At 45.8% G+C, this 25,826-nt stretch carries 24 protein-coding genes; 14 read left to right on the top strand and 10 right to left on the bottom strand.

Features of this window, described 5'->3' with window-relative positions; translation table 11 throughout:
• Positions 1-63: 63 nt before the first annotated feature.
• Positions 64-1,584, bottom strand: coding sequence for a leucine-rich repeat domain-containing protein (locus tag HP548_RS13640; protein ID WP_175381972.1), 1,521 nt, complete (start codon positions 1,582-1,584; stop codon positions 64-66).
• 343 nt (positions 1,585-1,927) lie between these two features.
• Between HP548_RS13640 and HP548_RS13635 the strand changes: the two genes are divergently transcribed.
• The 7 genes from HP548_RS13635 (at position 1,928) to HP548_RS13605 (ending at position 8,025) form a co-directional block, all read left to right on the top strand.
• Entirely contained in the window at positions 1,928-2,818 is an 891-nt protein-coding gene (locus HP548_RS13635; RefSeq protein ID WP_175381971.1) for a diacylglycerol/lipid kinase family protein, read from the top strand.
• Between the two features lie 174 nt (positions 2,819-2,992).
• A complete protein-coding gene (locus HP548_RS13630; protein WP_063565845.1) occupies positions 2,993-3,910 on the top strand; it encodes an aldo/keto reductase in 918 nt (305 codons plus the stop codon).
• Between the two features lie 274 nt (positions 3,911-4,184).
• Positions 4,185-5,567, top strand: a complete 1,383-nt coding sequence (locus tag HP548_RS13625) for a transcriptional regulator (protein WP_175381970.1) — start codon at positions 4,185-4,187, stop codon at positions 5,565-5,567.
• Between the two features lie 241 nt (positions 5,568-5,808).
• Positions 5,809-5,979 (top strand): aspartyl-phosphate phosphatase Spo0E family protein, encoded by a 171-nt coding sequence (locus tag HP548_RS13620; RefSeq protein WP_076287270.1) that lies wholly within the window; start codon positions 5,809-5,811, stop codon positions 5,977-5,979.
• A gap of 98 nt (positions 5,980-6,077) precedes the next feature.
• Positions 6,078-6,458 (top strand): GntR family transcriptional regulator, encoded by a 381-nt coding sequence (locus tag HP548_RS13615; protein ID WP_063565917.1) that lies wholly within the window; start codon positions 6,078-6,080, stop codon positions 6,456-6,458.
• The gene (locus HP548_RS13610; protein ID WP_076287271.1) at positions 6,455-7,330 is read left to right on the top strand and encodes an ATP-binding cassette domain-containing protein; all 876 of its coding nucleotides are present in this window, start codon (positions 6,455-6,457) and stop codon (positions 7,328-7,330) included. The genes HP548_RS13615 and HP548_RS13610 overlap by 4 nt, the downstream gene beginning before the upstream one ends.
• Positions 7,327-8,025, top strand: coding sequence for a hypothetical protein (locus HP548_RS13605; RefSeq protein ID WP_099857876.1), 699 nt, complete (start codon positions 7,327-7,329; stop codon positions 8,023-8,025). The genes HP548_RS13610 and HP548_RS13605 overlap by 4 nt, the downstream gene beginning before the upstream one ends.
• A 55-nt stretch (positions 8,026-8,080) precedes the next feature.
• On the opposite strand, the gene HP548_RS13600 is transcribed toward HP548_RS13605, so the two are convergent.
• The 4 genes from HP548_RS13600 to HP548_RS13585 form a co-directional block, all read right to left on the bottom strand.
• Positions 8,081-8,599 (bottom strand): hypothetical protein, encoded by a 519-nt coding sequence (locus HP548_RS13600; RefSeq protein WP_076287273.1) that lies wholly within the window; start codon positions 8,597-8,599, stop codon positions 8,081-8,083.
• Between the two features lie 195 nt (positions 8,600-8,794).
• A complete protein-coding gene (locus HP548_RS13595) occupies positions 8,795-9,568 on the bottom strand; it encodes an isocitrate lyase/PEP mutase family protein (RefSeq protein ID WP_175381969.1) in 774 nt (257 codons plus the stop codon).
• A gap of 70 nt (positions 9,569-9,638) precedes the next feature.
• Positions 9,639-10,688 carry a bifunctional transcriptional activator/DNA repair enzyme AdaA gene (locus HP548_RS13590; RefSeq protein ID WP_099857877.1) on the bottom strand — a complete coding sequence of 350 codons (1,050 nt, stop codon included), beginning with the start codon at positions 10,686-10,688 and terminating at the stop codon, positions 9,639-9,641.
• A gap of 93 nt (positions 10,689-10,781) precedes the next feature.
• A complete protein-coding gene (locus HP548_RS13585) occupies positions 10,782-11,657 on the bottom strand; it encodes a DMT family transporter (protein ID WP_175381968.1) in 876 nt (291 codons plus the stop codon).
• A gap of 232 nt (positions 11,658-11,889) precedes the next feature.
• On the opposite strand from HP548_RS13585, the gene HP548_RS13580 reads away from it, so the two are divergent.
• Positions 11,890-12,465, top strand: coding sequence for a hypothetical protein (locus tag HP548_RS13580; RefSeq protein WP_175381967.1), 576 nt, complete (start codon positions 11,890-11,892; stop codon positions 12,463-12,465).
• Between the two features lie 205 nt (positions 12,466-12,670).
• Here the strand turns inward: HP548_RS13580 and HP548_RS13575 are convergent, their stop codons facing one another.
• Positions 12,671-13,588, bottom strand: a complete 918-nt coding sequence (locus tag HP548_RS13575) for a phosphatidate cytidylyltransferase (RefSeq protein WP_175381966.1) — start codon at positions 13,586-13,588, stop codon at positions 12,671-12,673.
• A gap of 96 nt (positions 13,589-13,684) precedes the next feature.
• Here HP548_RS13575 and HP548_RS13570 point away from each other — a divergent pair, with 96 nt between their 5' ends.
• Positions 13,685-14,224 (top strand): C40 family peptidase, encoded by a 540-nt coding sequence (locus HP548_RS13570; protein WP_076287277.1) that lies wholly within the window; start codon positions 13,685-13,687, stop codon positions 14,222-14,224.
• A 129-nt stretch (positions 14,225-14,353) separates the two neighbouring features.
• Here HP548_RS13570 and HP548_RS13565 read toward each other — a convergent pair whose 3' ends face one another.
• Entirely contained in the window at positions 14,354-14,815 is a 462-nt protein-coding gene (locus HP548_RS13565) for a VOC family protein (protein WP_076287278.1), read from the bottom strand.
• Positions 14,816-14,976: 161 nt separating this feature from the next.
• Between HP548_RS13565 and HP548_RS13560 the strand changes: the two genes are divergently transcribed.
• The 3 genes from HP548_RS13560 (at position 14,977) to HP548_RS13550 (ending at position 18,041) form a co-directional block, all read left to right on the top strand.
• The gene (locus tag HP548_RS13560; protein WP_175381965.1) at positions 14,977-15,411 is read left to right on the top strand and encodes an Lrp/AsnC family transcriptional regulator; all 435 of its coding nucleotides are present in this window, start codon (positions 14,977-14,979) and stop codon (positions 15,409-15,411) included.
• A gap of 162 nt (positions 15,412-15,573) precedes the next feature.
• Positions 15,574-16,869, top strand: a complete 1,296-nt coding sequence (locus HP548_RS13555) for a GntP family permease (protein WP_076287280.1) — start codon at positions 15,574-15,576, stop codon at positions 16,867-16,869.
• A gap of 23 nt (positions 16,870-16,892) precedes the next feature.
• Entirely contained in the window at positions 16,893-18,041 is a 1,149-nt protein-coding gene (locus tag HP548_RS13550; protein ID WP_175381964.1) for a glycerate kinase, read from the top strand.
• Between the two features lie 106 nt (positions 18,042-18,147).
• On the opposite strand, the gene HP548_RS13545 is transcribed toward HP548_RS13550, so the two are convergent.
• Both HP548_RS13545 and HP548_RS13540 read right to left on the bottom strand, forming a co-directional pair.
• The gene (locus HP548_RS13545; RefSeq protein WP_076287282.1) at positions 18,148-19,194 is read right to left on the bottom strand and encodes a CdaR family transcriptional regulator; all 1,047 of its coding nucleotides are present in this window, start codon (positions 19,192-19,194) and stop codon (positions 18,148-18,150) included.
• 117 nt (positions 19,195-19,311) lie between these two features.
• Entirely contained in the window at positions 19,312-19,701 is a 390-nt protein-coding gene (locus HP548_RS13540) for a winged helix-turn-helix transcriptional regulator (RefSeq protein WP_076287283.1), read from the bottom strand.
• Positions 19,702-19,942: 241 nt separating this feature from the next.
• Here HP548_RS13540 and HP548_RS13535 point away from each other — a divergent pair, with 241 nt between their 5' ends.
• On the top strand, positions 19,943-20,686 hold the full coding sequence (locus tag HP548_RS13535; protein WP_175381963.1) for an SDR family oxidoreductase: 744 nt from the start codon (positions 19,943-19,945) through the stop codon (positions 20,684-20,686).
• Between the two features lie 295 nt (positions 20,687-20,981).
• Complete coding sequence (locus HP548_RS13530) at positions 20,982-25,019, top strand: S-layer homology domain-containing protein (RefSeq protein WP_175381962.1); 4,038 nt, start codon at positions 20,982-20,984, stop codon at positions 25,017-25,019.
• Positions 25,020-25,157: 138 nt separating this feature from the next.
• Here HP548_RS13530 and HP548_RS13525 read toward each other — a convergent pair whose 3' ends face one another.
• The gene (locus tag HP548_RS13525) at positions 25,158-25,724 is read right to left on the bottom strand and encodes a GbsR/MarR family transcriptional regulator (RefSeq protein WP_076287286.1); all 567 of its coding nucleotides are present in this window, start codon (positions 25,722-25,724) and stop codon (positions 25,158-25,160) included.
• Between the last annotated feature and the right edge of the window lie 102 nt (positions 25,725-25,826).

Raw genomic sequence — 25,826 nt, 5'->3', positions numbered from 1 at the left:
ATGTAATTGTGCATTTGAGAAAAGTTGAGATAAGTGCTCGGTGCTTGATGATGCTTGGCTTAATTAAGGCTGTACATTCTCGGCCTGCGCTTTGTTTTCGAAGATCAGAATCGTTTTGCTGCTTCCGATATACGCAATCGTCGTATTGAATTGCTCCGAAATAAAACGTACCGGGACAAACGCCTTTCCATCCTTCATCAACAGTGGTGCATCGTTTATCGCAAGTGTATCGTCTACAATCACCTGTTTGTTGCCCACGGTCCACCGAACCACTGTACCATTCTGCGCAATCTGAACCTCCTGTGTATCCGGATTCCAGTTCACGCTGGCATTCAATTGCTCGGAGACAAAGCGGAGTGGTACATAGGTCCGTCCTTCATCGATAAAGGGGGCAGCCTCCAGTGCGTAAGCACGATCCCCGACATAGGCTGTGGTAGATCCTTCAATAAGCCGCTGGAAGCTGCCCTGTGGAGTACGTTTCTGCTCCCGCACATTCATCTGGTTTAGCAGGCGCATCGTGTCACTGCCGCTCGCAACATCCAGATAATTATTTTGTACCGTGAGTCCGGCAGGTTCCGGTTCAGAGACCGAGGTCTGCGTACCGGAGGATAAGGAAGTGGAAGCCGAGATATCCGTTATCGTATTTGTATTTGCAGAGCTGTTTCTTGTAAAAGTAAAACCGGCAATCGGTGACAGATCCCACACCCGGTTATTGGACAGTTTCAGTACTTCCAGCTTGGACAGCTGGCGTAACGGCTCCAGATCATAGATCTGATTGGACTCCGCATTCAGTTCTTTCAACCCTACCAGGTCTTCCAAGGGTGCCAGATGCTGAACCTGATTCCCGGAGAAGTCTAGCGCCTGCAGGCGTGTCAAATGCTTCAAGGGCATCAGATCGGAGATCTCGTTGCCTGCCACATTCAGCTTCTGAAGTGTATTCGGCAGATCAGCCAGTACATCCAGTGTATGAATGTGGTTGTTGGCCACATTGAGCTGTTTCAGTTTTCTTTTATCCGCCAGTGGTGTCAGGTACGTTATCGCATTATTCGAGATTTCAAGCCATTGAAGATCATCTGCATCCGCCAGTGCGGAGAGACTGGTAATCTGGTTGCCGCTGGCGTGAAACGTATGTAAACGGGTGAATCCACGTACAACTTCTATGGAAGAAATGGAATTGTTGCTGATATACAGCCGTCCCAGGTCTTTCAAATCAGCGAGTGCATCAATCGATGTAATGTAGTTATTGCGAACGTCAACCTCGCGAAGCTGAGTCAGATGCGCCAGCGGTGTTAGGTCTTCAATCTCATTGCCATATAACCGGAGGTGTGTCAGATTCGTGGCGTATTCCAGGCCGGACAGGCTTTGAATGCCTGCATTGCTGAGATCCACTACGTTCAACTGCTCCAGATCGGAAGAGGTTAGCGGGGAATCTACCGGTTTGTTCAGAATCAGCTTCAGTCCGTTCTCTAGTGCAGGATCTTTGATGATTCCTTCGCCCAAGTCTGCCGTAGTATAGGCCATCGCTTGCCCAGCCGCCCCGAGACTCAGGATGAAGACTAGAAATAGTAGAGTCATTCTTCTCATTGCATGAATTCCCTCCGATTCCGATTTTGATGATAGGTAAGTGTACCGTTCTTATGTAATTTGTGAGTACCAATTTATGTCGGTAAACTACTATAGTTACGATATGGACAGATATAATAGATAAACACATCTATAGTTATTAACCCATCATGGGGCAAAAGGAACAAGAAATTCATGACAGGCAGAACATCTACTTCTATTCTATATGATACAAACCCCATACTGCACTCTTCCAGTCATCTTTTTCAAAAAAAATTGTACAACTCCCCCAGATGCTATTCAACTCCATGGCAGAAAGGGTATAGATGAAGTAAGAAAGCCATTTGGAGGAGAAGATGCAGGTATGCGCCAAGCCATGATCATTAGTAATCCATCGTCGGGTAAAGAAGAGGCTCAGCAATATGTGTCCCAGGTACAAGAAATTCTTGAATCACAGCAGTATGAAGTGGTGGTCAATGAGACGGCTGGTGAGGGTGATGCGACCAACTACTGTCTGAGTGCCTGCAAAGATGGCTGTGATCTCGTCATTTCCATCGGAGGGGATGGGACGCTGCATGAGACGATTAACGGCATGATGGATCAGGAGCATCGTCCCAGACTGGGAGTGGTGCCGCTGGGTACGGTGAATGATTTTGCGCGTGCGCTGAATATCTCGCTTGATCCGGAGGAAGCCATTCGGCAGTTACGTTCGGAGCAGATCCATAAGGTGGATCTTGGTAAAATCAACGATCGTCTGTTTGCTAACGTGGTGGCAGCGGGTTCATTGGCAGAGGCGTTATTCTCGGTATCCTCTGAAGAGAAGTCGAAGCTGGGTTCATTCGCTTATTTGAAAGAAGGATTGAAAGATTTGATGAACACACCGGCCAAGCCACTCACTATTGAGTATGATGGGCAGTTCTGGGAAGGGGAGTCTCCACTTTTTCTCGCGGCACTGACCAATTCGGTTGGAGGTTTTGAGAAATTGTCCCCGGAAGCAGCGATGGATGATGGATTAATACATTGTTTTGTAATCCGTAGCATGAATGTCTTTAATACGGTAACACTCGGAACGTCCCTGTTGTTTGGCAATCTGAAGAATCATAAGGATGTTGATTATTTTACGGCAAAAGAAGTTCACGTCCGTTCTACAGAAGCCATTCGCACAAATGTGGATGGAGAAGAAGGGCCCTCTCTGCCCATTCAAATCAGTGTATTGCCTCGGCATATTGAAGTGATAGTTCCGGAAGAAGTATAGGTGGAGGAACGATGCAGAAAAAAACCTCCATTATTCCATATAAGAAATCTAAAATTCCATTGAAACCGATTGCAGTTCTGTGTCACAATCATAGACGGAAGACAAGTATATACTAGTTGGCAAAGATCATGAGAATGAATGTACGATACTATTCGAATATGGAGGGAAATCATCTTGAGAACAATTAAACTTGGCAGCAGCGCACTTGAAATACCGGTTGTAGCCGTTGGCTGCATGAGAATTAATTCATTAAGCAGCAAAGAAGCTGAACATTTTGTTCATTCCGCCATGGAAGCAGGCGCGAACTTCTTCGACCATGCTGATATTTATGGAAACGGGGCTTGTGAGGAGATCTTTGCAGAGGCTGTGCAGATGAATCCCCAAGTTCGTGAAAATATGATTCTTCAATCCAAATGCGGTATCCGCAAAGGCATGTTTGATTTCTCCAAAGAGCACATCTTGAATTCGGTGGATGGCATTCTGCAACGCTTGAAAACCGATTACCTGGATGTTTTATTGCTGCATCGCCCGGACACCTTGGTGGAACCGGAAGAAGTAGCTGAAGCCTTTGATCAGCTGGAACGCGAAGGCAAAGTGCGTCACTTCGGGGTATCCAACCAGAATCCGAACCAGATCGAACTGTTGAAAAAATACGTTAAACAGCCACTGGTAGCCAACCAGCTGCAGTTGAGTATTACCAATACCACGATGATTGATAGTGGAATCAACGTAAATATGGAGAACGATGCCGCGGTTAACCGTGATGGCAGTATTCTTGATTATTGCCGCCTGCATGATATCACGATTCAACCATGGTCCCCGTTCCAATACGGTTTCTTTGAAGGCGTATTCCTGGGCAGTGATAAGTTCCCGGAACTGAATGCGAAGATCGACGAGATTGCTGCAAAATATGAAGTGAGCAACACGACCATCGCAATTGCCTGGTTGCTGCGTCACCCGGCACAAATGCAGCCAGTGACAGGTACAATGAACATCCAGCGTTTGCAGGATTGCATCAAAGCTGGCGATGTTCACCTTACACGCCAAGAGTGGTACGAAATCTATCGTGCAGCTGGCAATGTGCTGCCTTAAACCCAAATCAATACATAGCAGAATGATCTGCTGTATTGCATATAAAACACGAGCGTATATAGCGCTCGTGTTTTTATTTTATCCTTTATTTGATGCTTATTCGTTCCCGGTATAAAATAAGGGTAGGGCCTCTATTTTAACAAAAGGATTATTTTGTAATTAATACAAATTAGTTGAATTTATCTTATTGACCCTTGCTTAATTATTACATATAATTACTTTTGCATACCGTTAATCCTGTTTATGGTTTTTTATTTTGGAGGGTGGTGTTAGTTTGGAGCCGACAACCACGATACGCGATCATTTAGAGAGTTATCTGAAGCGTGAGCAGATGTCCATTAGTCTTTTTTCGGAAACGTCAGGAATTAACTCGGGTACGCTGAGCAACATTTTGAACAAGAATCGTCCGATTGCGATGCAGCAGCTGGATCGAATCACTTCAGCTATGAGACTTGAAGAAGGTTACTTCTATGAATTGTATATAGATGAGTGTTTTGTCCATGCTGCCCCTGACTGGCGAAGACTGGGACCATTCCTTCATCGATGTGCAGAATTGAATAAATTGAATTGTATTGAAGATGTTATCCGGTTGATGATGGATAATCTATCTTATATTCCTTTGTTATTTGATCTGGCTGAAGAATTCTACCATGCTGGTAAATTCAAACCGGCCGTTCTACTATATGAAACGATAGCCGAAAGTGAGAAAATGCAACACTCCGAACGGCTTGCACTATGTCAGTATCGACTATTCAGATTGGGGCTGAGCAATGATCAGCAACGAAATTTAATCATTGCGGCCCAATTCGAATACTATGTGGATCGGCTGGATGAACGCTATCAGCTGGATGCGCTCAACGAACTGATCAATGCCTTCGCATCTCTTCACAGGTGGAGCAAGGTTCAGGAGCTCTCAGAAAAGTTAAAAGTAAAAGCGACCATTCATTATGAGTTGAATGGAAGACGGAAACAGGAAGAGACGAAACGACCGATTATCTTTTATATTATGTATGCCTATTTGGCATCTGGAAGTGCTAACTTCCATCTAAATAATTATGAAATTGCACTGAAATATGTTTCTTTATATACGGACTACAGTTGGGTGAAAAAGCCTGATCCGGATGAGATGGTTGTCATTAATCAATTCCAGGAATGGGCTGAAGGAAATCGCTATATATATCAATTAATGGCTGGACAGTTTGAGATATTGCCTGACTATCTCGATTACATCTCAACGAAGGAAAATGAGATTTTCCCTGCACTATGTGACATTGTAACTGCTGCAAACCGCTATGATATGAATATTGACTATGTACTAAAGGAATACGAATCCTACTTCACTTATCAAGAACAAAGTAATCGAATTGGGAAAGTTAGCAAACAGGTAACGGATGATCGTTATGTTCGGCTGTTGGCAGGATTGGGAACCTATTACCTTAAAAAAGATGAATTTGCCAAGGGAATAGATTTTGTTCTTAATAGTTTGAGGTTTTCACTTGAAATTAGCGACGGACGAGGTATGCTTAGAGGTGTCGGGCTATTTGAGCAATATAGGGATTATGCGTCTGACACAGCTATACAGCAGTACAAAATTTTAATTAGTGAGGTGCAGAAACTCAATGAAGAGAAAGCTGGCTTTGCTGATAGTTACATGTAGTATAGTGGTGAACATCGTTGCTCCTGTTATTGGACCTGTCCCCACTGAGGAAGTTCCGAACCCTTCAATTTACCGAACTAATGACCACGGTTTAGGGACATAAGCCTAAACCAAGGGACGCTTCTGAATATTCATTCAGAGGCGTCTTTTTTTGCGTCTGGTGGAAGAATAAGTATGTCGTACCCCTTGCGGCCTATCGATTGGCATAATAAACTAAAATATGACAAAAAGGAGGGGTACTATGGATTGCCTGGAGTTAATGTCACAGATCGAAGAAGCCAGACAACAGCTTCACCGCTTGCAGTCGGAATACGGCAGTTTGCTTCATCCTGAAGTCATCCAGCAATCTGTAGTTCTGGACGGTCTTATTAATCAATACAATCGAGCCAAAATGAAAAAGTTGATTAATTAGTGCTTCGCCTATTTACATATTGGTTTCCGTATACTATAGTTAGTCACATGAGTAACTAACCGACTAACTAATTAACAATGAATGAAAGTTGGAATCGCATGAAATCGAATTTGGATGAATCTCAGCCTATTTTTCATCAGATATCCATGATGATTATGGATGACATTGTAGACGGCAGATTGAAGGTGGAGGAACAGGTCCCTTCAACCAATGAACTCTCTCGCTTTTACAATATTAATCCAGCCACGGCACGCAAAGGGCTTCAAATGCTCGTGGACAAAGGTATCATTTACAAACAGCGAGGTGTTGGAATGTTTGTTGCGAAGGGAGCCAGAGAAGCATTGCTTGTTGAACGAAAGCAGCATTTCTACGAAGAATATATCAAACCTTTACTTGAAGAGGCCAGACGGATTCACATGAATGAGGACATGATTATCGATTTGATCCGGGGCAAGAAAGATAAGGAGAGTGAGTTATGATTCAGATCGAGCAGGTGACCTACAGCTATCAACAGACGCCGGTGCTAAAAAACGTGACGTTACATGAGAGTGAGCCGATCATTAGTGCAATGTGGGGAAGAAATGGTGCAGGCAAAACAACCCTGATGAGTCTGCTCGCAGGCCATAACCGGCCTGATACTGGAACCATTGAAGTGATGGGCCAGGATCCATACAACAACTTGGCTGCGCAGGAGAATCTGTGTTATATCCAGGAGAACCATCCCCTGGGTAGAAATTGGACGATCAACGACATGGTTCGATTCGGTCAATACTTCCATCCTCAGTGGAATCAGGGTCTCGCCGAGCAATTAATCGACATGTTCGAACTGCCAGTGAAGAAAAAGATCACCAAATTCTCAAAAGGCATGAAGACCGCCGCTCAGATGATATTGGGTCTTGCCAGTAACGCAAGAGTAACGATTCTGGATGAGCCCACCAATGGACTTGATGCTGAGAAACGTAAATATTTCTACAATACTTTACTGGAGACGTATGAAGATAACCCGCGTCTAATCCTAATATCAAGCCATCATATTGAGGAGATTCAGCCTTTATGTGAGTCCCTCATCGTTCTGCAAGCCGGGGAAGTGTTATTTAATCAGCCGATGGAAGAGATGCGCGAAAAAGGAGTTCTTCTAACAGGGAGAATTGAAGATGTCAATCGAGTCACCGCAGACGTGAAGGTCATAGAATCTTCCCAGATGGGATCGACCTTGAAAGTGATGATTGATGAGCCATACTCGAAAACGTGGAAAGACATCGCTCATACGCAGGGGCTTTCCATTGAGAAGGCAACATTACAGGATTATTTGGTCAACAGGACGCGTAATCAGGAGGGGATTAAGCGATGAACTCGGTGAAAGGTACGAATCGGCTGATTCTGGACGATATGCGCTGGTATTTAATGATTTTCTCGTCAATTACACTCATGCTTACAGTTGTCTATCTGGCCATTGGATTCATCTTTGATGTGACGTATACTACTCAACTATTCGGTCCAATGTACGGAGGAATCTGTGCTTTTGCGGTCGCGGGCATCATCACATTGTTTCCGGTTGCGATCGGTATGGGCAGTACACGAATACAGTTTATGAAATCCTTTTATATCATTTCTGTATGGATGGTCGTAGGAACAATTACGATACTGAACGTCATCTATTTTATTATGCATCTTCTCCATGAATATGGGACGCTTGGCGTAACCTTTTATCAACCAGGTATGCTGTATTCAAGTGAATATCATTTTTTTTCCTATCTATGGTTTGATCTGATGATTGGTTTTCTGGTGCTGGGGTTATCCATCTTCTCAACTGTTTGTTGGATTAGATTGGGGATGCGCAACTTTTTTGTCCTGTTCTTTGGGGTTAGCTTAATCGTTACGCTGGTAATTGTTCTATCAGATCTGAGCACGTGGGTCCAGTGGTTTACAAATGTCAATCTCATCGCATTGTTCACCACTCTGGGGGTCATTGGAGGTGCTTTGCTTCTGAGCACGTACCCGATGATGAAGAATGCGCCGCTTACAATGAAAGGCAGAAAAGACTGATCAGATCAGAAAAACACGAGTGTGTACATACACGCCTCGTGTTTTTTTGTATAGGTTAGGCTTGAGCTTGTGGTTTGAATCCTTCTTCTTTGAGATACTCGCCAGCTTCGCTACGTGTTTCGAAAGCCATATCCAGATTAACACCGGAATACACATACCACATGTCATCTTCATATTTTAAAGTCAGCGTATGTCCATCTTCATCGACCCATGTTCCGCCACCTGTAGAGGTTGTAGCCAATGCAGGAGCAGCAGTTTTTACTTGTTCTGGCACCTCGAATTCAACTGCGTTGGGATTGTGAGACATCGCTTTGATTGTCTCATCTAATAATGTGCGTAGATCTTCTTCGGAGTAATCACGAATATTGACGAATCCTTTAGCATCGGTCTCATAGTTGGGCAGTAGCCCTGCATAGATATAACCGTTACCGTTAGGGTGAATATGGAGAGCAACAATCTTTTTATCATACGCACTTTCTTCGTAGTGGAAATTAACACGACCGAGAGAAACATCTTTGCGTTGCAGTTGGGGATACGATTGTAGCACTTCAAGCTTTTGTTCAACGTTAAGCATATTTTCCTCCTGTTAGTGTTGGGTAGTGGTGATTATAACATACATAGGTGAAAAGATAAGCATCAAAAAACAGGCGCAGTCTAGCACCTGTTTGAGGATTCACATCATAGATGATCGCTTATAATAGTAGCATTAATTGAATATCGTGAAAAAGTACGCTTCCCTCTGGTGAAAAATGAGAAGCACGCCTTTGTGTTAGTTTCCAGATAGAATACTTTGTCCCAGTTCTTTCAGGTATTCCATTGCTTGCAGATAAGGATAAGGCCCATAGCTTACGCGTGCCACACCCAGCCCAGCAAGTTGTTTTGGTGAAGGCTCATGGGATGTAACCATCACGTTGACCGGAAGCGACGAACGTTCACACAATTCCTGAATCAGTTGTAGATTCTGTAAGCCTGGAACGAACAGACCACTGGCGCCTGCTTCTGCATATGCCTTGGAGCGAATAAGTGCTTCTTCCAGGAGTGCGTGATTGTGTCGTTCAGGTGCATTTTGCAAAAAGATATCTGTGCGGGCGTTAATGAACAGCGGAATGCCTACCTGCTCCGCAGCTTCTCGGGCAGCCGACAGTCTCAGACAGTGCTCCTCCACAGCGTACAGTCCCGCGCCAGAGGGGAGCTGATCCTCAATATTAATTCCTACCGCACCGTGATGGATCACTTGGCTCACATTTCCCTTCACTTCTGACGCAAACCTGCCATACCCTCCCTCAATATCGATCGTAACAGGCAAATCCACGCTCGCTATAATACGGGCCAGATTGTCCAGTACCAGCTGGAATGGCATCGCCTCTCCATCTTGTTCACCGTGGGCAGCAGCTACAGACCAGCTTCCAGTAGCGATTGCTGCTGCTCCAGCAGATTGGATGGCGAGTGCACTCCCGGCATCCCAGACATTGACCAGAATCAATGGATTGCCTTTCGTATGGGATTGGTGGAACATCGCCGCTTTTTCTTGTTGCGTACTCATAAGACTTATCTCCTCCGTTACATAGCTAATCCTTTTCATACCACATGCCGTTCATTTCATATCTCTTGAGTTATTCAGGAGCCTGCTTCTCGTGGGTTAAAAGCCAGTTTTTGCGTGTCAGGCCTCCTCCGTATCCTCCCAGTTCTCCACTGGCATTGATCACACGGTGACATGGAATAACAATGGCCAGCTGATTGGCTCCATTGGCCTGTGCTACCGCCCGACATGCTGTAGGTTTACCCAGTGCATTCGCGATATCTTGATATGACCTCGTCTCGCCCGGTGGGATCGCAATCAATTGCTCCCATACACTCTTCTGGAATGGTGTTCCTAACCAGAACAACGGGGTATGGAATACAGTTAGCGTGCCCTCAAAGTACTGCGCAAGTTCCCGTTCAATGGAACGAATCGGTTCTGTTACTCCAGGTACAATGGCTGACTTCGTTCGTTTACGCAAACGTTCCACCTCACGCTCCAGACCTCTGCGATCCACGAATTCGAGCAGATATAGCGCCTTCTCATCGGCTACAGCCATCATGGGTCCAAGACGTGTGTCGATCCAGGACGCCTTCAAGACATTTTGTTCATCTACTTGTGTAGGCGCTGCGCCCATGATTCGCGAGAAGGCATCCCGGAACCCGCTGCCGGACTCGTAACCGGTGGACAGCTGGGCATCAATGACCGTTCGACCGGAGCGAATATTTTTCAGGGCCAGTCCCATACGACGGGCGCGGGCATACTCCACAAAGGTCATGCCAAATCGCTTCTTGAACTGACGTCTGGCCGTCGATTCGTCGATAGATAATGCCTTGAAATCCTGGCCTTTCCAGCGTTTCTCCGGATGGTTCTCCACGGCTTCCACCAATACGCGTACCACATCAGATACCTGATTGGGATGAGACAACGGGCGGCAGCGCTGGCAAGGACGATACGAAGCAAGCAAAGCCTGCTGAGCCGTCTCATAGAATTCGCAGTTTTCGAACTTTGGCTTCCGCGCGGGGCATGTAGGTCGGCAGAATACACCCGTCGTTTTGACGCCTACATAGAATAAACCTTCGTATTCCGAATCCTTAGCCACAAGAGCCTCATAGTATTGTTCTTTCAGTTCAGCAGAAATCATTGGGCGCACGTCCTTATATCAGTAAAGTTTATCCTTGTTGATATTATAAAAAAACGATGCACTGGGCATCGCCGAAAATCAGGCATGAATATTTTATTTTATCAATACGTCCTTATTATTTGCTCGTCCAGTCCAGTTTACCAGAAAGATCCCCAGGAATATGCATAGCCCGCCCATATAAACGTAATCCCGAATGACTTCGCCCAGAAGCAGCCAACCGGATAAGACACCGAAGAAGGGAGCAAGAAACAAAAACGCACTTGTCTTGCCCGGATCGCCCTTGCTTAACAGGTAAAACCACGTAGCAAACTGAACAATCGAACCGAGAATCGCCAGATACAGAATCACCCCTATGGACGTGGTGTTCAGGATGAGTTTTGTTGATTCCATGGTAAAACTGAGCAATAACAGTGTTAATCCGCCGAATAACATCTGATATGCCGTTAGGACCCATGTGCTGAAGCGTGAGCCCCATTGTTTGACCAAGAGAGTAGCGATTGCCCAGGACAAGGCAGAACCCACACCAAGTAATGTTCCTCCGGAGAATTGAAGATGGAATCCAAGCGTGATGAACACCCCCGTTATACCGATGAGCACCCCAAACCACTGGTATGCCCGATATTTCAAACCAAGAAATAAACTTCCGAGAAGAACCACCAATAGCGGATTTGTAAACGTGAGAATGGACGTCTGCCCGGAAGGTATGGTGCGCATACTCAGGAAAATGCAGGCCATTACGCCCGTCGTCTGGAACAGACCGATGACGAACAACCGGAGCCAGTCAGGCGAGGTTACGGGAAGGTTTTTATTTCGTACCCACAGCGCCATTAGTCCTCCAGCGAGCGTAAATCGAATGCCAACCAGCAGTATTGGTGAGATATAAGCCAGTCCGATTTTGCCCACAGCAAAGGATGAACCCATAAGCGAAGTGGCGAGTATAACAAGCATCATAAAAGCAAAGCGATTCAACCTTTTTCCTCCCTCATATAACTTATTTTCTAACTCTTTCAGGGTAACACGCCAACATTTCAGGGTTCATCGAAGTGTAAAAACGAACTGAATTATAACCCATTTACATAATATGGAGCTTAATGTGAGACGATATGGTGTAGTAATTACTATAGAAGGTGCTGATTGGAAAGTTCTCTTTGGATGAATGCATCGTGCTTGTTACTTTAGATCAATGGAGGGAGTTCCAATGATGAAAAATAATAAAAATAAATCTATACTCTGGGTGTCTGCTCTATGTATTCTGCTGTTGACCAGTGCATGTGGGGCGAAAAACAACAACGAATCCGTACAGGAACACGCCTATCCACAATCAAAGCAGCCCATAGAGGAAGCGGGAAGTAGTTCCGTCCCCAATATTGAGGCGAAGAATAACAATAATCAGGCGAATGAAAGTGGGAATGAAGGCAAGCCTACGGCCCAATCGGAATCCGCTGATGCGGAAGGACAGGTCATGATCGTCATTGACCAGACGGATAAGCCGTCCGAGGGCAATAGCTTTGATTTTGCGATAAAACAAATTCCTGAGGGCTATGCTTTATCCGAGATGCGCTGGACGTCCAACACGGTAACGATTGTGAATTCCTACAAGGAAGCGATCGAGCATGGCGCGAATGGAAAAGAAGGATTTTATATCAGTGGTGACGGGCAATTCTCCGGATTTATCTATTCGGATGAGATGAAGGGTGAACGCGGCAAAGCGACGTTTGTGTTTACCAATGAAGAGGGGAAAGAAGTGACCTCGGAGAAGGAAATTAAATTAAAATAATCAGGCATATCATAGCCGTGTTCGGTGCTTTCTGTTAATTCAAAAATGGAAAATGAAATAGGCACATTATACGTATGCCTTCATTTCTCCCATAAATGAGTAAAAGCAGCCGTAAAGGCTGCTTTTTATTGATGACGCGAGCTCTCACTTTGTTCTATCGACTGAGCGTCTCCGCACCTCGTATCTGTAACAGATACTGCTGTTCCTACATAAAGTCGAAGAAATAACGCACCACGTGGAACATGACTGGAGAGGTGTACGTCAGGCTGTCGACCCGGCTCAGGTAGCTTTTTTTCAGCGCATCGAACTTATTGTCATCCCCAATTAACAAATCCCGCTTCAGAACAGAAACCGTCAGACTTCCGAAGAACCCAGCCAGAGCGATTAACACACCGATGAAAAGCGCGAAACGTGCATCAAACGGAGTCAGGAAAGGGTGAATGAAATAAGAGGCGGCGGTGGTTACAACGAATGCACAGGCGAACCCTTCCCATGTCAAAAAAGGATTGGCCGTGGGCACCACTTTTCGTTTGCCCAGATAGAGCGAGGCCAGATAATGCACCACATCATTCAGCTGGGTTAACACGACCAGGAACAGGACCAGCTTTGAACCATATTCCGGTGTTGCGAACGGGAAGTAGGCCAGATGACTAAGTCCAAATACCATTAGCATCAAACCCCATTGCGTCGAGCTAACACTGCGCAGGAAACCAACCGTGCCCTTATTAATTAGACGTGGCAGGGGTAACACCAGGAAGACATAGAGCGGAATAAACACGATAAACATCCCATACCATCCAATATAGATCCAGTAGAACTGTACCGGAATCGCCAGATACGCCCATAGAAACAACCTGCGATCAGCTTTGCGGGTGCTGCGGATCATGGAGAAGTACTCTTTCAGCGCGAAAAAGGTAAGTACCATGAGGGAGATCAGGGAGACAATCGGATTGAAGAGGGTGGCGAGACAAAAGATGACAAACATGCCCCACCAGGTTTTGATTTTGTTGCCAATGCCCGAATAATCCTTGTCCGGCTGAAGCCTCGTAATGATTTTGTACACGATATGTATGACCAATAAAGCAATAAAAATCAGTGTTAAGGTAAAGAGTGAACTGCTCAAGTACAATCACCTGCTTATCCAGAAGTAAGATTCCAATATAGGGTACCTATGTTATTATGAAGGAATAGTACCAACTTGATAAGGGGAAATTTCGTTATGACAGAACCACGCTCCATCTATATCCTGCTTACGAATACGGGAACGTTGTTTACCAAAGTCATTCAGAGTTACACCAGAGCACCATACAATCATGCCTCCATCTCATTTGACCGCGAATTATCCGAGCTGTACAGCTTTGGGCGCAAGCATCCCAGCAATCCGCTGAACGGCGGGTTCGTGAAGGAAGATATTCAGACAGGTACATACAGTAAGTATCCAAATACCACATGTGTGATTTATGAGCTTCAGGTGACGGAGCGTGAAGTGGAAAAAATGAAACGAGTGCTGCACATCTTCATTCGCAGCCGCCAGAAATATATGTACAATCTGCTTGGTGTGATTGGCATTACGTTGAAGGAGCCAGTAGAGTTCAGCAACTCCTACTTTTGCTCGCAATTTGTTGCCGAGATTCTGCAACGTTCAGGCATCAAGCTGTGGAACAAGCTGCCTGCGCTGGTGACCCCGGATGATTTTCGCCAAAGTGAACAACTGCAGCTGGTGTATGAAGGGAAGTTAAGCGATTATACGCCGGATTGAAGAGAGGAAATGAGGGCAAGGAGTATGTCTTATGCCCATACGCTCGCTGTCCTATTGCTCAAATAACATAGTATAAAACAGCCTGCCGCCACGGATTTCCGTGCAACAGGCTGTTCGGTTTGTGTAACGCTAGATAGATGATATAGAGGAACGGTCAAAATCAACCTCTTCGAGGAATTCGATCACTTCACCATTCGGGCTATGCACAACCGCATTTCGAACTTGAAGCGGGGGTTCACCAAGTGAGATCCAATCGGGTTGAATATAAGGTTTAGCACCATGAGCAAGCGCTCGCTCGTATATCTCTTCCACATGGTCTACGTAAAAGGCGAAATGCAGCAATGCCCCATGCTTCACTGCTTCCGGAGAGTCTGCTGGTTCGCCTTCTGCCGCGATTACGGCTCCGGGGTCAAACAGTTCAATGCAGGTGCGTTGATCCGGTGAGATCAGCATGCACGCCTCGGTAATTTGAAAGGCGGGCAGACTCCAGGAGTGACCAACTTTAAATCCTAATACATCGGTATAGAATGAGAGGGTATCCTCATAATTACGTGCTTGAATGGCTACGTGAGCAAGTCCGTTTACACTCATACTCATCACTCCTTCTACAGATTGTTTTCTAAAGTATAAAGGGAACGCTGCATTGGAACCATGCGATATCAAAGGATATAATGGGGTGAGAGTTGCAATTTATGAGCTCTTTTATCTCAAAAAGCTTATTAAATTAGCCTGATGCTCAGGAGGGTCTACAAATGGGTTATGTTATAGATGAGATTGACCAGCAAATTATGCGACTGCTGCAGCACCATGCACGCATGCCAATTGTACAGATTAGCAAAGAGGTGAACATGTCCCAACCTTCGGTCAAGGAAAGAATCCTCAAACTGGAGGAAAATGGGGTCATATCGGGATATTCAACCATCTATGATCTGGCCAAACTAAATCGTGGGACAACGACTTTTATTTTACTCAAAACAGAGCATTGTGAGGAATTCGTTCACTTCTGTGAACAGGCTATTGAGGTCACGGATTTATATCGGATTAGCGGTGAGTACAATTATCTGATCAAGGTTCAGACGGCAACCATTGAAGAGCTTGCTGAGTTCCAAGACTCGCTTGTGAAGCTTGGTCCATCCAAATCCCATATCAGTATGAAAAATATAATGGAACACCGTGTGCTGCTCTAGGAAGCAGCGACGCACGTTAGTGTAATGGTGGCAGGATATTCGGTCTTGCCACTATTCGTTGTGCATATGCACAACGAATTTCGTCTGATCATCAATATTTATTTGGCTCACCAGCAACTATAATGAAAGCGTGTTCAACAAGTGCATGGGGGGCAATGAACAATGGAACCTTTAACAATTAGCTGGATCGGCGCGCTGGCAGGACTTGCAATTGCGATTATACTGATTCTGAAGAAGCTTAATCCGGTCTACTCTTTATTTCTGGGCGCAATTGTAGGCGCTTTAATTGGCGGAGCTAATCTAGAAGAGACTGTAAATATACTAGTGAACGGCACTCAAAGTGTCATGGGCACCGTGCTTCGTGTACTGGCTGCTGGGGTATTAGCTGGAGTCATGATGGAGTCGGGGGCAGCAGAGACAATCGCCCAGGCCATCGTACGAAAGTTTGGCGGCAGTAAGGCCATTCTGGCTTTGGCACTGGCAACGATGATTATTACAGCCGTTGGGGTATTTATTCCCGTGGCCGTCCTGATCGTAGCGCCAATTGCGCTGTCTGTTGGTAACAAAATGGGTATATCCAAGCTGGCCCTTTTGCTTGCTTTATCCGGTGGAGGCAAGGCGGGTAATATTATATCCCCGAATCCGAATACGATCGCTGCAGCACGGGGGTTCAATCTGGATCTCAGCAATGTCATGCTGGCAGGCGTGATTCCAGCCATCTGCGGGTTAATTGTAACCGTTATCGTAGCTTCAATGCTTAGAAACAAAGGTGTAATGGTAACCGATCAGGAAGCAGAGCAGGGTGAAGTGGACACTTCACAGTATCCACCACTGAGAAAAGCGATTGTGGCACCGTTGGTTGCGATCATCCTGCTGATGATTAATCCAATCGGCTCCATTACAGGTATCACAGCACTATCCACATTCAAAGTGGATGCGATGTACATTCTCCCGATTGCGGGTATTATCGGCATGCTGGCGATGGGTCAGGGCAAAAACATTGTGAAATACACGACATCCGGATTGAATAAAATGACTGCCACCGTGCTTATTCTGATCGGAGCCGGGGGCATCGCGGGACTGATCTCTGCATCCGATCTGTCTGGTCAGGTGGTTAGTCTTATTGAAGCGTCCGGGATATCCGGTACCTTCCTGGCGCCGATTGCTGGTATTCTGATGGCGGCAGCGACGGCTTCCACCTCGACAGGAGTTATACTAGCCACCGGTTCATTCGGAGATGCAATTCTGAACATGGGAACCGCTCCGCTCGCGGCGGCGGTTATGGTACACACGGGTGCGACAGTTATTGATTCCCTGCCACAGGGAAATTACTTCCACGTCTCGGCTGATAGCATGAAGATGACAATCAAGCAGCGGATGGGCGTTATTCCTTATGAAGCAATCGTGGGTGGAACGATGGCGATTGTAGCGACGTTAATCTACGGATTTATCCTTTAATAACACGGATGGGGTGGGAGAAGATGAGAGAGACAACATTTGTACTGGCACCGGATTCATTTAAAGAGAGCATGACAGCGAAAGAAGTATGTGTGGCCATGGAAAAAGGATTGCGTAAAATCTATCCAACCGCCAACTATATTCATGTACCGATGGCTGACGGAGGCGAAGGCACCGTGCAGTCGCTGGTGGATGCTTCTGGCGGCGTAATTCACCAGAGAGAGGTGAGCGGGCCACTAGGGCAGCCTGTATCAGCGCAGTATGGCATTCTGGGCGATGGGTTAACGGCGGCGATTGAGATGGCATCGGCGAGCGGCATTCATCTGGTGACCAAGGAAACCCGGAACCCGCTTCGCACGTCAACCTATGGCACGGGAGAGCTGATTCGAGCGTGTCTGGATCAGGGTATTCGTAAAATCATTATCGGAATCGGTGGCAGTGCGACCAACGATGGGGGTACAGGCATGGCGGAAGCGCTTGGTGCAACGTTTCTGGATGCAAACGGACAGCCACTTGCACGTGGAGGCGGCGAACTTGATCAACTGGCGCATATCGATGTGACTGGGCTGGATGAACGATTGCAGGATGTGGAGTTCATTGTCGCCTGTGATGTAACGAATCCGTTATGCGGAGAGCATGGCGCCTCCCGGGTGTTTGGACCGCAGAAGGGTGCTACACCGGAGATGGTGCAGGTGCTGGATGCTAATCTTTCCCATTATGCAGATGTGGTGAAGCAGCAGCTACACAAGGATATACGTGATGTGCCGGGTGCTGGTGCGGCAGGTGGTTTGGGCGCAGGGCTTTTGATTTTTACACAGGCTGTGTTGCGCAAAGGCATTGAAATTGTCATTGAATACACTGGATTGCGTGACAAGCTGGTACATGCGGATGTGGTGTTTACGGGCGAAGGCGGCATTGATTTTCAAACGAAATTTGGCAAGACACCTTACGGTGTAGCGCGTGCTGCAAAGGAAGCAGGCAAGTCGGTTATCGCCATTGCAGGTTACGTTGGTGAAGGGATAGATACGTTGTACACTGAAGGTATTGACGCGGTGTTTGGTATTGTGCCGGGGGCGGCTGATCTGGAACAACTTCTGCGCGAAGGCCCAGAGAATGTGGAGCGTACAACCGAGAATATTGCGAGAGTGCTGAAATTGGGTCTGATTTCTTAACATTCTGTGGTTCGGTTAGTGGGGTTCGAAGAGTATAAAGAGACTGAACGTAGGGACGTCCACAAGGAACAGGGCATTCCGGTTCAGTCTTTTTTTGTTGTGGACTCTATTGATAAGACGCGAGTAGTCCGTGCGTAAGTTCAATGAGCTCCAGCCAATTGCGCGGGTCTTTGCCTGTAAGGGTTTGGATCCGTTTGAGCCGATATTGCAGTGTATTGCGGTGGATGTTGAGATCCTCTGCAGTCGTTGACATGCTGCCATTGTGATGAATGAAACTGCGAAGCGTGTCAAGCAGATCGGCTGTGTCCTCCAGTTTACTGACGACGTTGTTATGGCGAACTAGGTTGGCCGTGCTGAAGCGCACCAGAAACTGCACATCATCATAACGGATCAATGGTGCCGCAGGTCGAAGTGCGAGCAAGATGTTCATTGCAGATCTCGCTTGTTCGTAACAGATGGCAATACTGGCGTCACGCCTACTAACAGAGATGAAGGCTTGAGGTTGTTCCTGATGTACAAGCTGGATTATCGAATCAACGTCCGATTCGCTCTGGATCAGAATAAGCTGCACGTGGCCATCCTCCTCCATTGAGAACGAGGGAAGCTGTAGGAATACCCGGCTTGTCTCCGTGCCAAAATCAGGGGCTTCATGGGGAAAGCGAATGTATAGAAGAACCGTTGGCAGCTGCAGATCGATATGGTATTGCGCCGCTTCCCGCCGGATCTTCTGCGAATAGGAACCCGAGTGGGCAAGCAACCGTTCCAGAAAGGCTTTTTTCCGAGAAGCTTCATGGGCCAGACTTTCCAATTGATTACGTTGTTCGATCAGGAGAGATACGGTTGTGCGCACAATGTTGCAGAACGGACGGACTTCATCCGGATGCCCGGAAATGCCGATGACACCGACATACTGATGATTGATCCGAATCGGTTCGTTGGTGCCCATCTTTTCCAGTCTGCCATCCTGCCAGACTTCGACGCGGTCTCCGGTGGTCAGGGCACGGACCGCTCCCTGGTGAATCGTGCCTACGCGTTCCTTCTGTCCGCTTCCAATGATAATGCCCTGTTCATTCATGATATTGATGTTGTACGGAATGTCCTGCATCATTTTATCGACAATATCCTGTGCCTGTTTTTCCGAAAGTTGCAACATTACATATCCCCCTCTCCCGTTGTGCATCTGAACGAAAGTATAGCTGACGTGCTTGTCTTAAACAAGTTTGTTTCCTAAATGGTAAAAGGCTAAGAGGGCTACCTTGTTGTTTTTTTATTAAGCTTTTGCCTCGTTATGGGATTCCCCGGCTAATTTCTCTGCATTAATCATCTGCTGATTTCCGTTCAAGTATTCCAGATGCGCCTTGCCCCAGCCGCACATGCCATCCAACAGCGTACCAATCGTCTGCCCGTGTTCGGACAGTCTGTACTCGACCTTCGGTGGAACATCGCCATAGAGAGTGCGCACAATAATCTGATCCTGTTCCAGCTCGCGCAGCTGTTTCGTTAACGTGCCCTGCGCTACATCAGGAATCATGCGTCTTAGTTCACCAAACCGTTTCGTGCCTTCCTTCAATAAAATAAACAGGATGAGTGGTTTCCATTTTCCATTAATGGCTTCCAACGTAACAAGAACACCTTGTAACCGTGGCTCCTGCAAATCCATAGTATTCACCTCGATTTAAACAACTATATATAACTCCATCATACCTGATTTTTTCGCGTTCCGCTTGTTTTGTCTATGTGAATAGGGCAGGAATAACTGTGTCATCTGGTTCCAATAGTACGAATTTTCGTACCTGGTACGATCCAATTGCGTACTGTTCAGCGCTAATCTTTTCAATAATAATGAACAAAACAAACGCTGGTACAACGAAAGTTCTGGCGCTACGAGGAGAAGATGCAGAATGAGTCCATTTACATTGGAGAATAAACGTGTCGTGATTATAGGAGGAAGCTTTGGAATTGGACTTGCAACAGCTGTGCAGGCTGCTGAGGCTGGTGCACATGTAGTTATCGCGGGACGATCGGAGAACAAGCTAGAGGAAGCAAGGGAGCAGATTGCGCAAGTCGCAGGCGAAGGCAAGACTGGAGCGTTATCCATCGAAGTTTATGTGTTGGACAATCAGGATGAACAGCAAATCGAGCAATTTTTCATTCAGGTTGGCAAATTCGATCACCTGTTTACCCCTGGAGCTGCATACACCCGTGGTCCGTTAACTTCAGATCGGGAGACGGCCGAAAGCTGCTTCAAGGGCAAGTTCTGGCCTCAGTATTTTGCTGCCAAATACGCAGCTCCATATCTATCGGCTTCGGGTTCGATCACGTTAATGTCGGGTGGCTTCAGCCAACGCCCACTGGATGGTGGCGCTTCTTACGCAGCGTGTAACGGAGCGATTGAAAGTCTGGGCAAAGCACTTGCAGTGGAGCTGGCGCCTGTTCGTGTGAATGTCGTATCCCCCGGAACCATCTGGCGTGAGGGGCAGGAGGGTACACCTCGCGGCGAACATTTCAAAGACTATGAGAAACTGTCTGTGCTCAAGCGTGTGGGCTACAATGAGGAGATTGCACATACAGTTACGTATCTTATGACAAATACATTTACGACAGGCAGTACGTTATTTGTGGATGGCGGCTATACGATGATTTGATGCGTCTACTTGTTTGTTGTGCTAGGAGCGGTGGGATGAGTACAGGGACGACGTGACAAGAATCTTGAATTTTATGGAATATAGGACTCTATAATTAAATACAGAAGTAAAAATGATGAATAATGACGAAAAATATTTGAAATCCGGCCTGTTTTTCACCTACAGGCCGGATTTTTTTCCGTTTATTGGAGTGAATGTTCAGAATCCGTTCAGAGTTGCGTACTACACTAGACCTAGATTGATAGGCAATTAGACATGATGCCTAAAAAACATGAGACAAGGAGGACAACGTTTTATGTATTACAAGAAGCTTATAAGTTGTTTATTAGCTGTAGTTTTGGTATTACAGGTAGTTAGTGTGGGAGGGGTTGCAAGTGCGGGTCCAGCTCCTACCGCATTGGAGCAGCTTAATGAAATAAGGAATTCATATGAGGATATTGAAGGAGCAATTTCAAGTGTCCAAAGTATCCTGACAAGCGGAAGTTTAATAGATATTACCGATATAATGACTACCTATAACCTGCTGACTCAAGAGCAAAAGAATGAACTGGTACGAGGAATGATTCTTTTGCTGCCACGTGAGATAGAGTATGAGAATCAAAGCCAAGTAGAGTATGTTTTTGCACTATTATATAACTTGGTCAAGCTGCCTAAAGAAACTAGTCCAGATACTGTACAGTATATTGTAAATGAGATATATGGTTTGTATAGCCATGCTGGTGGTTTTCTCCCTTCTGACCAAGCAGAACCAATGGTTGAGGCAAGTGCTGCCTACAACATGTTAAGAGGCGCCGATAAGGTGATGTATACAAATATCGTGATGTTCGAACCTGTTTTAGGTGAATATAAAACGCCGATTGACTATAATGGACAACTTCAAGCTATGATAATTAAGCTATCAGAATACCTTTCAATTAATGCTGCAAGCACTGTTTCAGAGATGGATGCCGTGCTAAATGGAATGTATTGGAGCCACTTTATGAGTGTGAGTTTTGCTCAGGCACATCATGAACTTAACTTTTACACTTTCCCAGTGGATATGGAGAAAATGTCTACAATTGAGAATGAATTCAGGAGATCCGAATTGGCTCAATGGATGATTGATCACAAGCCGCAGAACGGTTATGAAACGGTATCGGAAGTTCAGGCAGCCTTTGATGCGTTCTTCGAGCCTGAAGGTGATTCTTTGTTGGAACAGTATAACGAAATTAAAAAGAATGCAGACCGGGGCAATACCGATGACTTTATCCAGGACATGATTACAATACTGAGCAATGAACAATTCATAAGTGAACTTGATTTCAAGTCTTTACCTGTTCAAGATCAGGAGGACATCGCAGTATATTTATTGGGCATAGATCCGCCAACCAATGACGGTTATGAGAACAGGGAGCAAGTTCAATATTTGGCGCAATTGGCTCAGAAAGCCCTTGAAGTGACTCGCCAAATCGATGGACCGAATGCACTAGTTGCACTTAATGACCTGTATAGTAAGCAAGCAGAAAGAATAAATCATTTTGATTATCCGAGTGCTGAAGATAATTTCTATCCACTCATTGCTGCATATAGCACTGCCTCCGAGGTAGATAAACACACAACTGCTTATGTATATGAATTGAGACTGAAAAGAAAATCATCCATTTCACGTGTTTTGAAATATATAGACACAGCTGTGGAAAAAACACCTTTCATTAACCGTGCAAACACGACTGAGCAAATGTTAACGTCATTGGATAAATTCCAAAACATTTATGAGGATACGAAGGCTTACAACAGCGAGTATATCGAAAGTCCGATAACGAGCTTCGCTTTGGACACAGGCAAGATGGATAACCTGACGCCAGAACAGAAGGAGCAGTTGGCTGATCATATGCTTACTGAAAGACCGATTGGTGGATATGCAAGTTTTGAAGCCATTCAGACTGCATTTGATCAATTTTTCCCTGGTAATGAAGTTGATGCGTTGGCCGCTGTAAATGCTGCAAAGAGCAACAGCGATAATATTAATGATATGATTTTGGCCATGGAAAATCCTGATCTGAAAATTAATTTTCCTAATGGATACTATGAATCTTTGCAAGTTAAGAAATTCATTGCTAAATTCCTGATCGATTATGTGAAAAATGATTATAAGAATAAAGATCAGGTTCAATATATGGTTGATCTGGGAGTTTTGGCGCAATCCATTTGGGGGCAGAAGGAACTCGATCTTATCCAGAACAAACTGGATTTATTTGCACAGCAGCTGATGGATGGAACGAAATATTTTAATGACCAACAAACATATGTGCTGCGCAGCCTGGGGCAACAACATCTGGACCGTAGCCAAGTAGATAAAGGTGTTTTTGCTTATAAATACCTGCATCAGGTGGCTTTTGAAAGGTTGGAAGGAGAATTTAAAGGGAATATTGTTAATCCGGAGATTGTACTGAGTCTCTTTTCTATGCCTTTGGAATCCTTTGAGAATGCTACTTCTATTCCGCTAATGGATGAATGGCTTGATCATGCCATGAACGAATGGATTGCAGGGGAAGCATTCTTCGATAACTATAAATTTAGACGTACAGGTGCCCTTGATTTATCCAAGAGAGCTGATCTTAGCCCGGAAGGCAAGAAAGAACTGGCCGAATGGGTGCTTAATGAACAAGACAGATACGAGGATGTTGGGAATTTACAATATGTAATCAACCAATTTTTCACGGCCCCTAATGTAACGGGAAATGATATCAACAACACCATAACTGGCTTGGATGACACGATGGAGATCTCCCTCAATGGTAAACAGACCTGGATTGATGTTGCTTCCATTCAGAAATTTGATTTTAGCGGTGACAAAACGGTATGGGTTCGTTACAAAGCCATCAGTGACTTATTACCAGGACGCGCGGTGAAGATTGTCTTCACGGCAAATGGCGATAGCAATAACGGAAATGGTTCAACACCTAACCCTAACCCGGGTGGAAACACAGGTGGAGGATCGTCAGCGACTACACCTGTAACGACTACACCGACGACGAAGCAGGAACAAATCGTTGTGGACGTGAACGGAGCGAATGGCACCAATTTGACCAAAACGCCAATTACACGTACAACCGAAGTCGACGGCACGATCAAGGACCTTGTGAAAATGTCTGAGGCGATTGCCAAGGAATCAGTGGAAAAAGCGAAGCAATTAAACATGAACACTGCACGCATTGTCATCCCTGACGCCAAAGATGCTGTATCTGAGACACGCATCGAACTGCCAAAAGCAGCGGTGAAACAGCTGAATGATGGTGGGCTTAACCTTGAGATTTCCACAGAGAACGCTATTATCTCGGTTCCAACGAAGTCGATTGCCGGATTCGACCAGGATCTATACTTCCGCGTCGTTCCGTTGAAAAAGGAATTCGAGCGTAAAGAAGTGGAAGAACGTGCGAAGAAGGAGCGATTGATTCAACAGATTACTCCAAATTCAAACGTGAAAGTACTGGCTCGTCCAGTTGAAATCGAAACCAATATGCAAAGCCATGAAGTAACACTGACATTGCCGCTGCGCGACAGTCTGCCAACTGATCCTGCTGCCCGCCAGCAAGCTTTGGACAACCTGGCTGTGTACATCGAACACAGTGACGGTACGAAAGAGTTGATTCAAGGCAAACTGGTGAAACTCAGCGATTCCAGTGAAGGCATCGAGTTTACAGTTAACAAATTCAGCACGTTCACGCTCGTTGTGGTGGATGGGCTGAAAGCTTCCCAAGGTTCGCACAACCCGTATATCAACGGATTTGGTGCTGATTTCCGCCCGGATGCATTCGTAACCCGTGCGCAAATGGCAGCGATGCTGGCTCGTAATCTGTCTGATGATGCGGGAACTGCATCTGCGAACGTTGTAAACTACGACGATGTATCTGCAACTCATTGGGCAGCAAGCGATATTGAAAAAGCGCAATCCGCAGGCATCATGAACGGTATGAACGCTACTCAATTTGTGCCAGAGGGTTCAATTACCCGTGCACAAATGGCGACCATTGCATACCGCTGGATACAGCAACAAAGCGCAGATGCATCAAGCAGCACAACACAAGCAACAGATGGTGCTGGATTTACAGATGTGTCCGCCGACCTTTGGGCTTCCGATGCGATTGCTTACGTACTATCTGCTGGCCTGATGACCGGATATAACGATGGTACATTTAAACCGGACAGTAAACTGACCCGCGCTGAAGCAGTGAAAGTACTAAATGTACTGTTCAAACGTACGCCGGCAACAGGCGTAACTACGCCAACTTTTACAGACGTACCAGCAACACACTGGGCTTATGCAGACATTGAGGCTGCGGCGCAGAAATAAGATAACCATATCTATAACAAAAGGGGAGCCCCAACCATGAAAACATGGCGGGGCTCCCCTTTTAATTATTTAAAGCCAGCTCAGCAAGCACATCGTTGCTCGCCGAGTTGGCTTTTTTTATAAGGTGTATACACTTTATTAATCACTTTCATGTGGAGCGTCTTTGTAAAAAACACCATCCCGCAGTTGGTCTACAAATCCCTGCAACCAATCATAATACTGCTCGGCATGCTGAAGTTTATGCAAATCCCGCAAAGCGTCTTCCCGTTCCTCCGGCGGAGTTGTTCTGGCGAGAATAATCTCCGATAACTGCGGAATGACCTCCCGAAGGCTTTCCTGCATCACGTCGATTTCCCGTTGAAGCTTGGCCCCGAAGAAGTTCTGAAACGTACGGAAAAAGTTGGTTTCGGCCAGATACTGATCCTGACGTTCCCGCTTTTCCTCCAATTTATAGATCATCTGAGATTCGGTAAGCGAACGTACAGCATAACTCATATTACTTTTGCTCATGTTCATGGACGTTTTCATCTCTTCCAGCGTCATCGGGCGATCTTCAAAATACATAATGCCATACAGTTGACCAAATGAATGATTGACTCCATACAGATCCATGGTATTGGCAATGGCGTCAATGACTTTCTCCCTCAGCTCGGGCCGATAGGACAACGAGGAATGGTTCTGGTCCTCGGCAGCTTCTTTTCCCACAATCTCACCTCTAGTATATGGATGGGACTCCCTGTTTCCTTTTCATATTTTACATGACCTCGCGTTATTTTAACATAACCCGGAATTAGTTTTTTCAAATGT

Source organism: Paenibacillus taichungensis (assembly GCF_013359905.1).
GTDB classification, from domain to species: Bacteria; Bacillota; Bacilli; order Paenibacillales; family Paenibacillaceae; genus Paenibacillus; species Paenibacillus taichungensis.
This window is presented reverse-complemented; position numbering and strand designations above follow the sequence as displayed.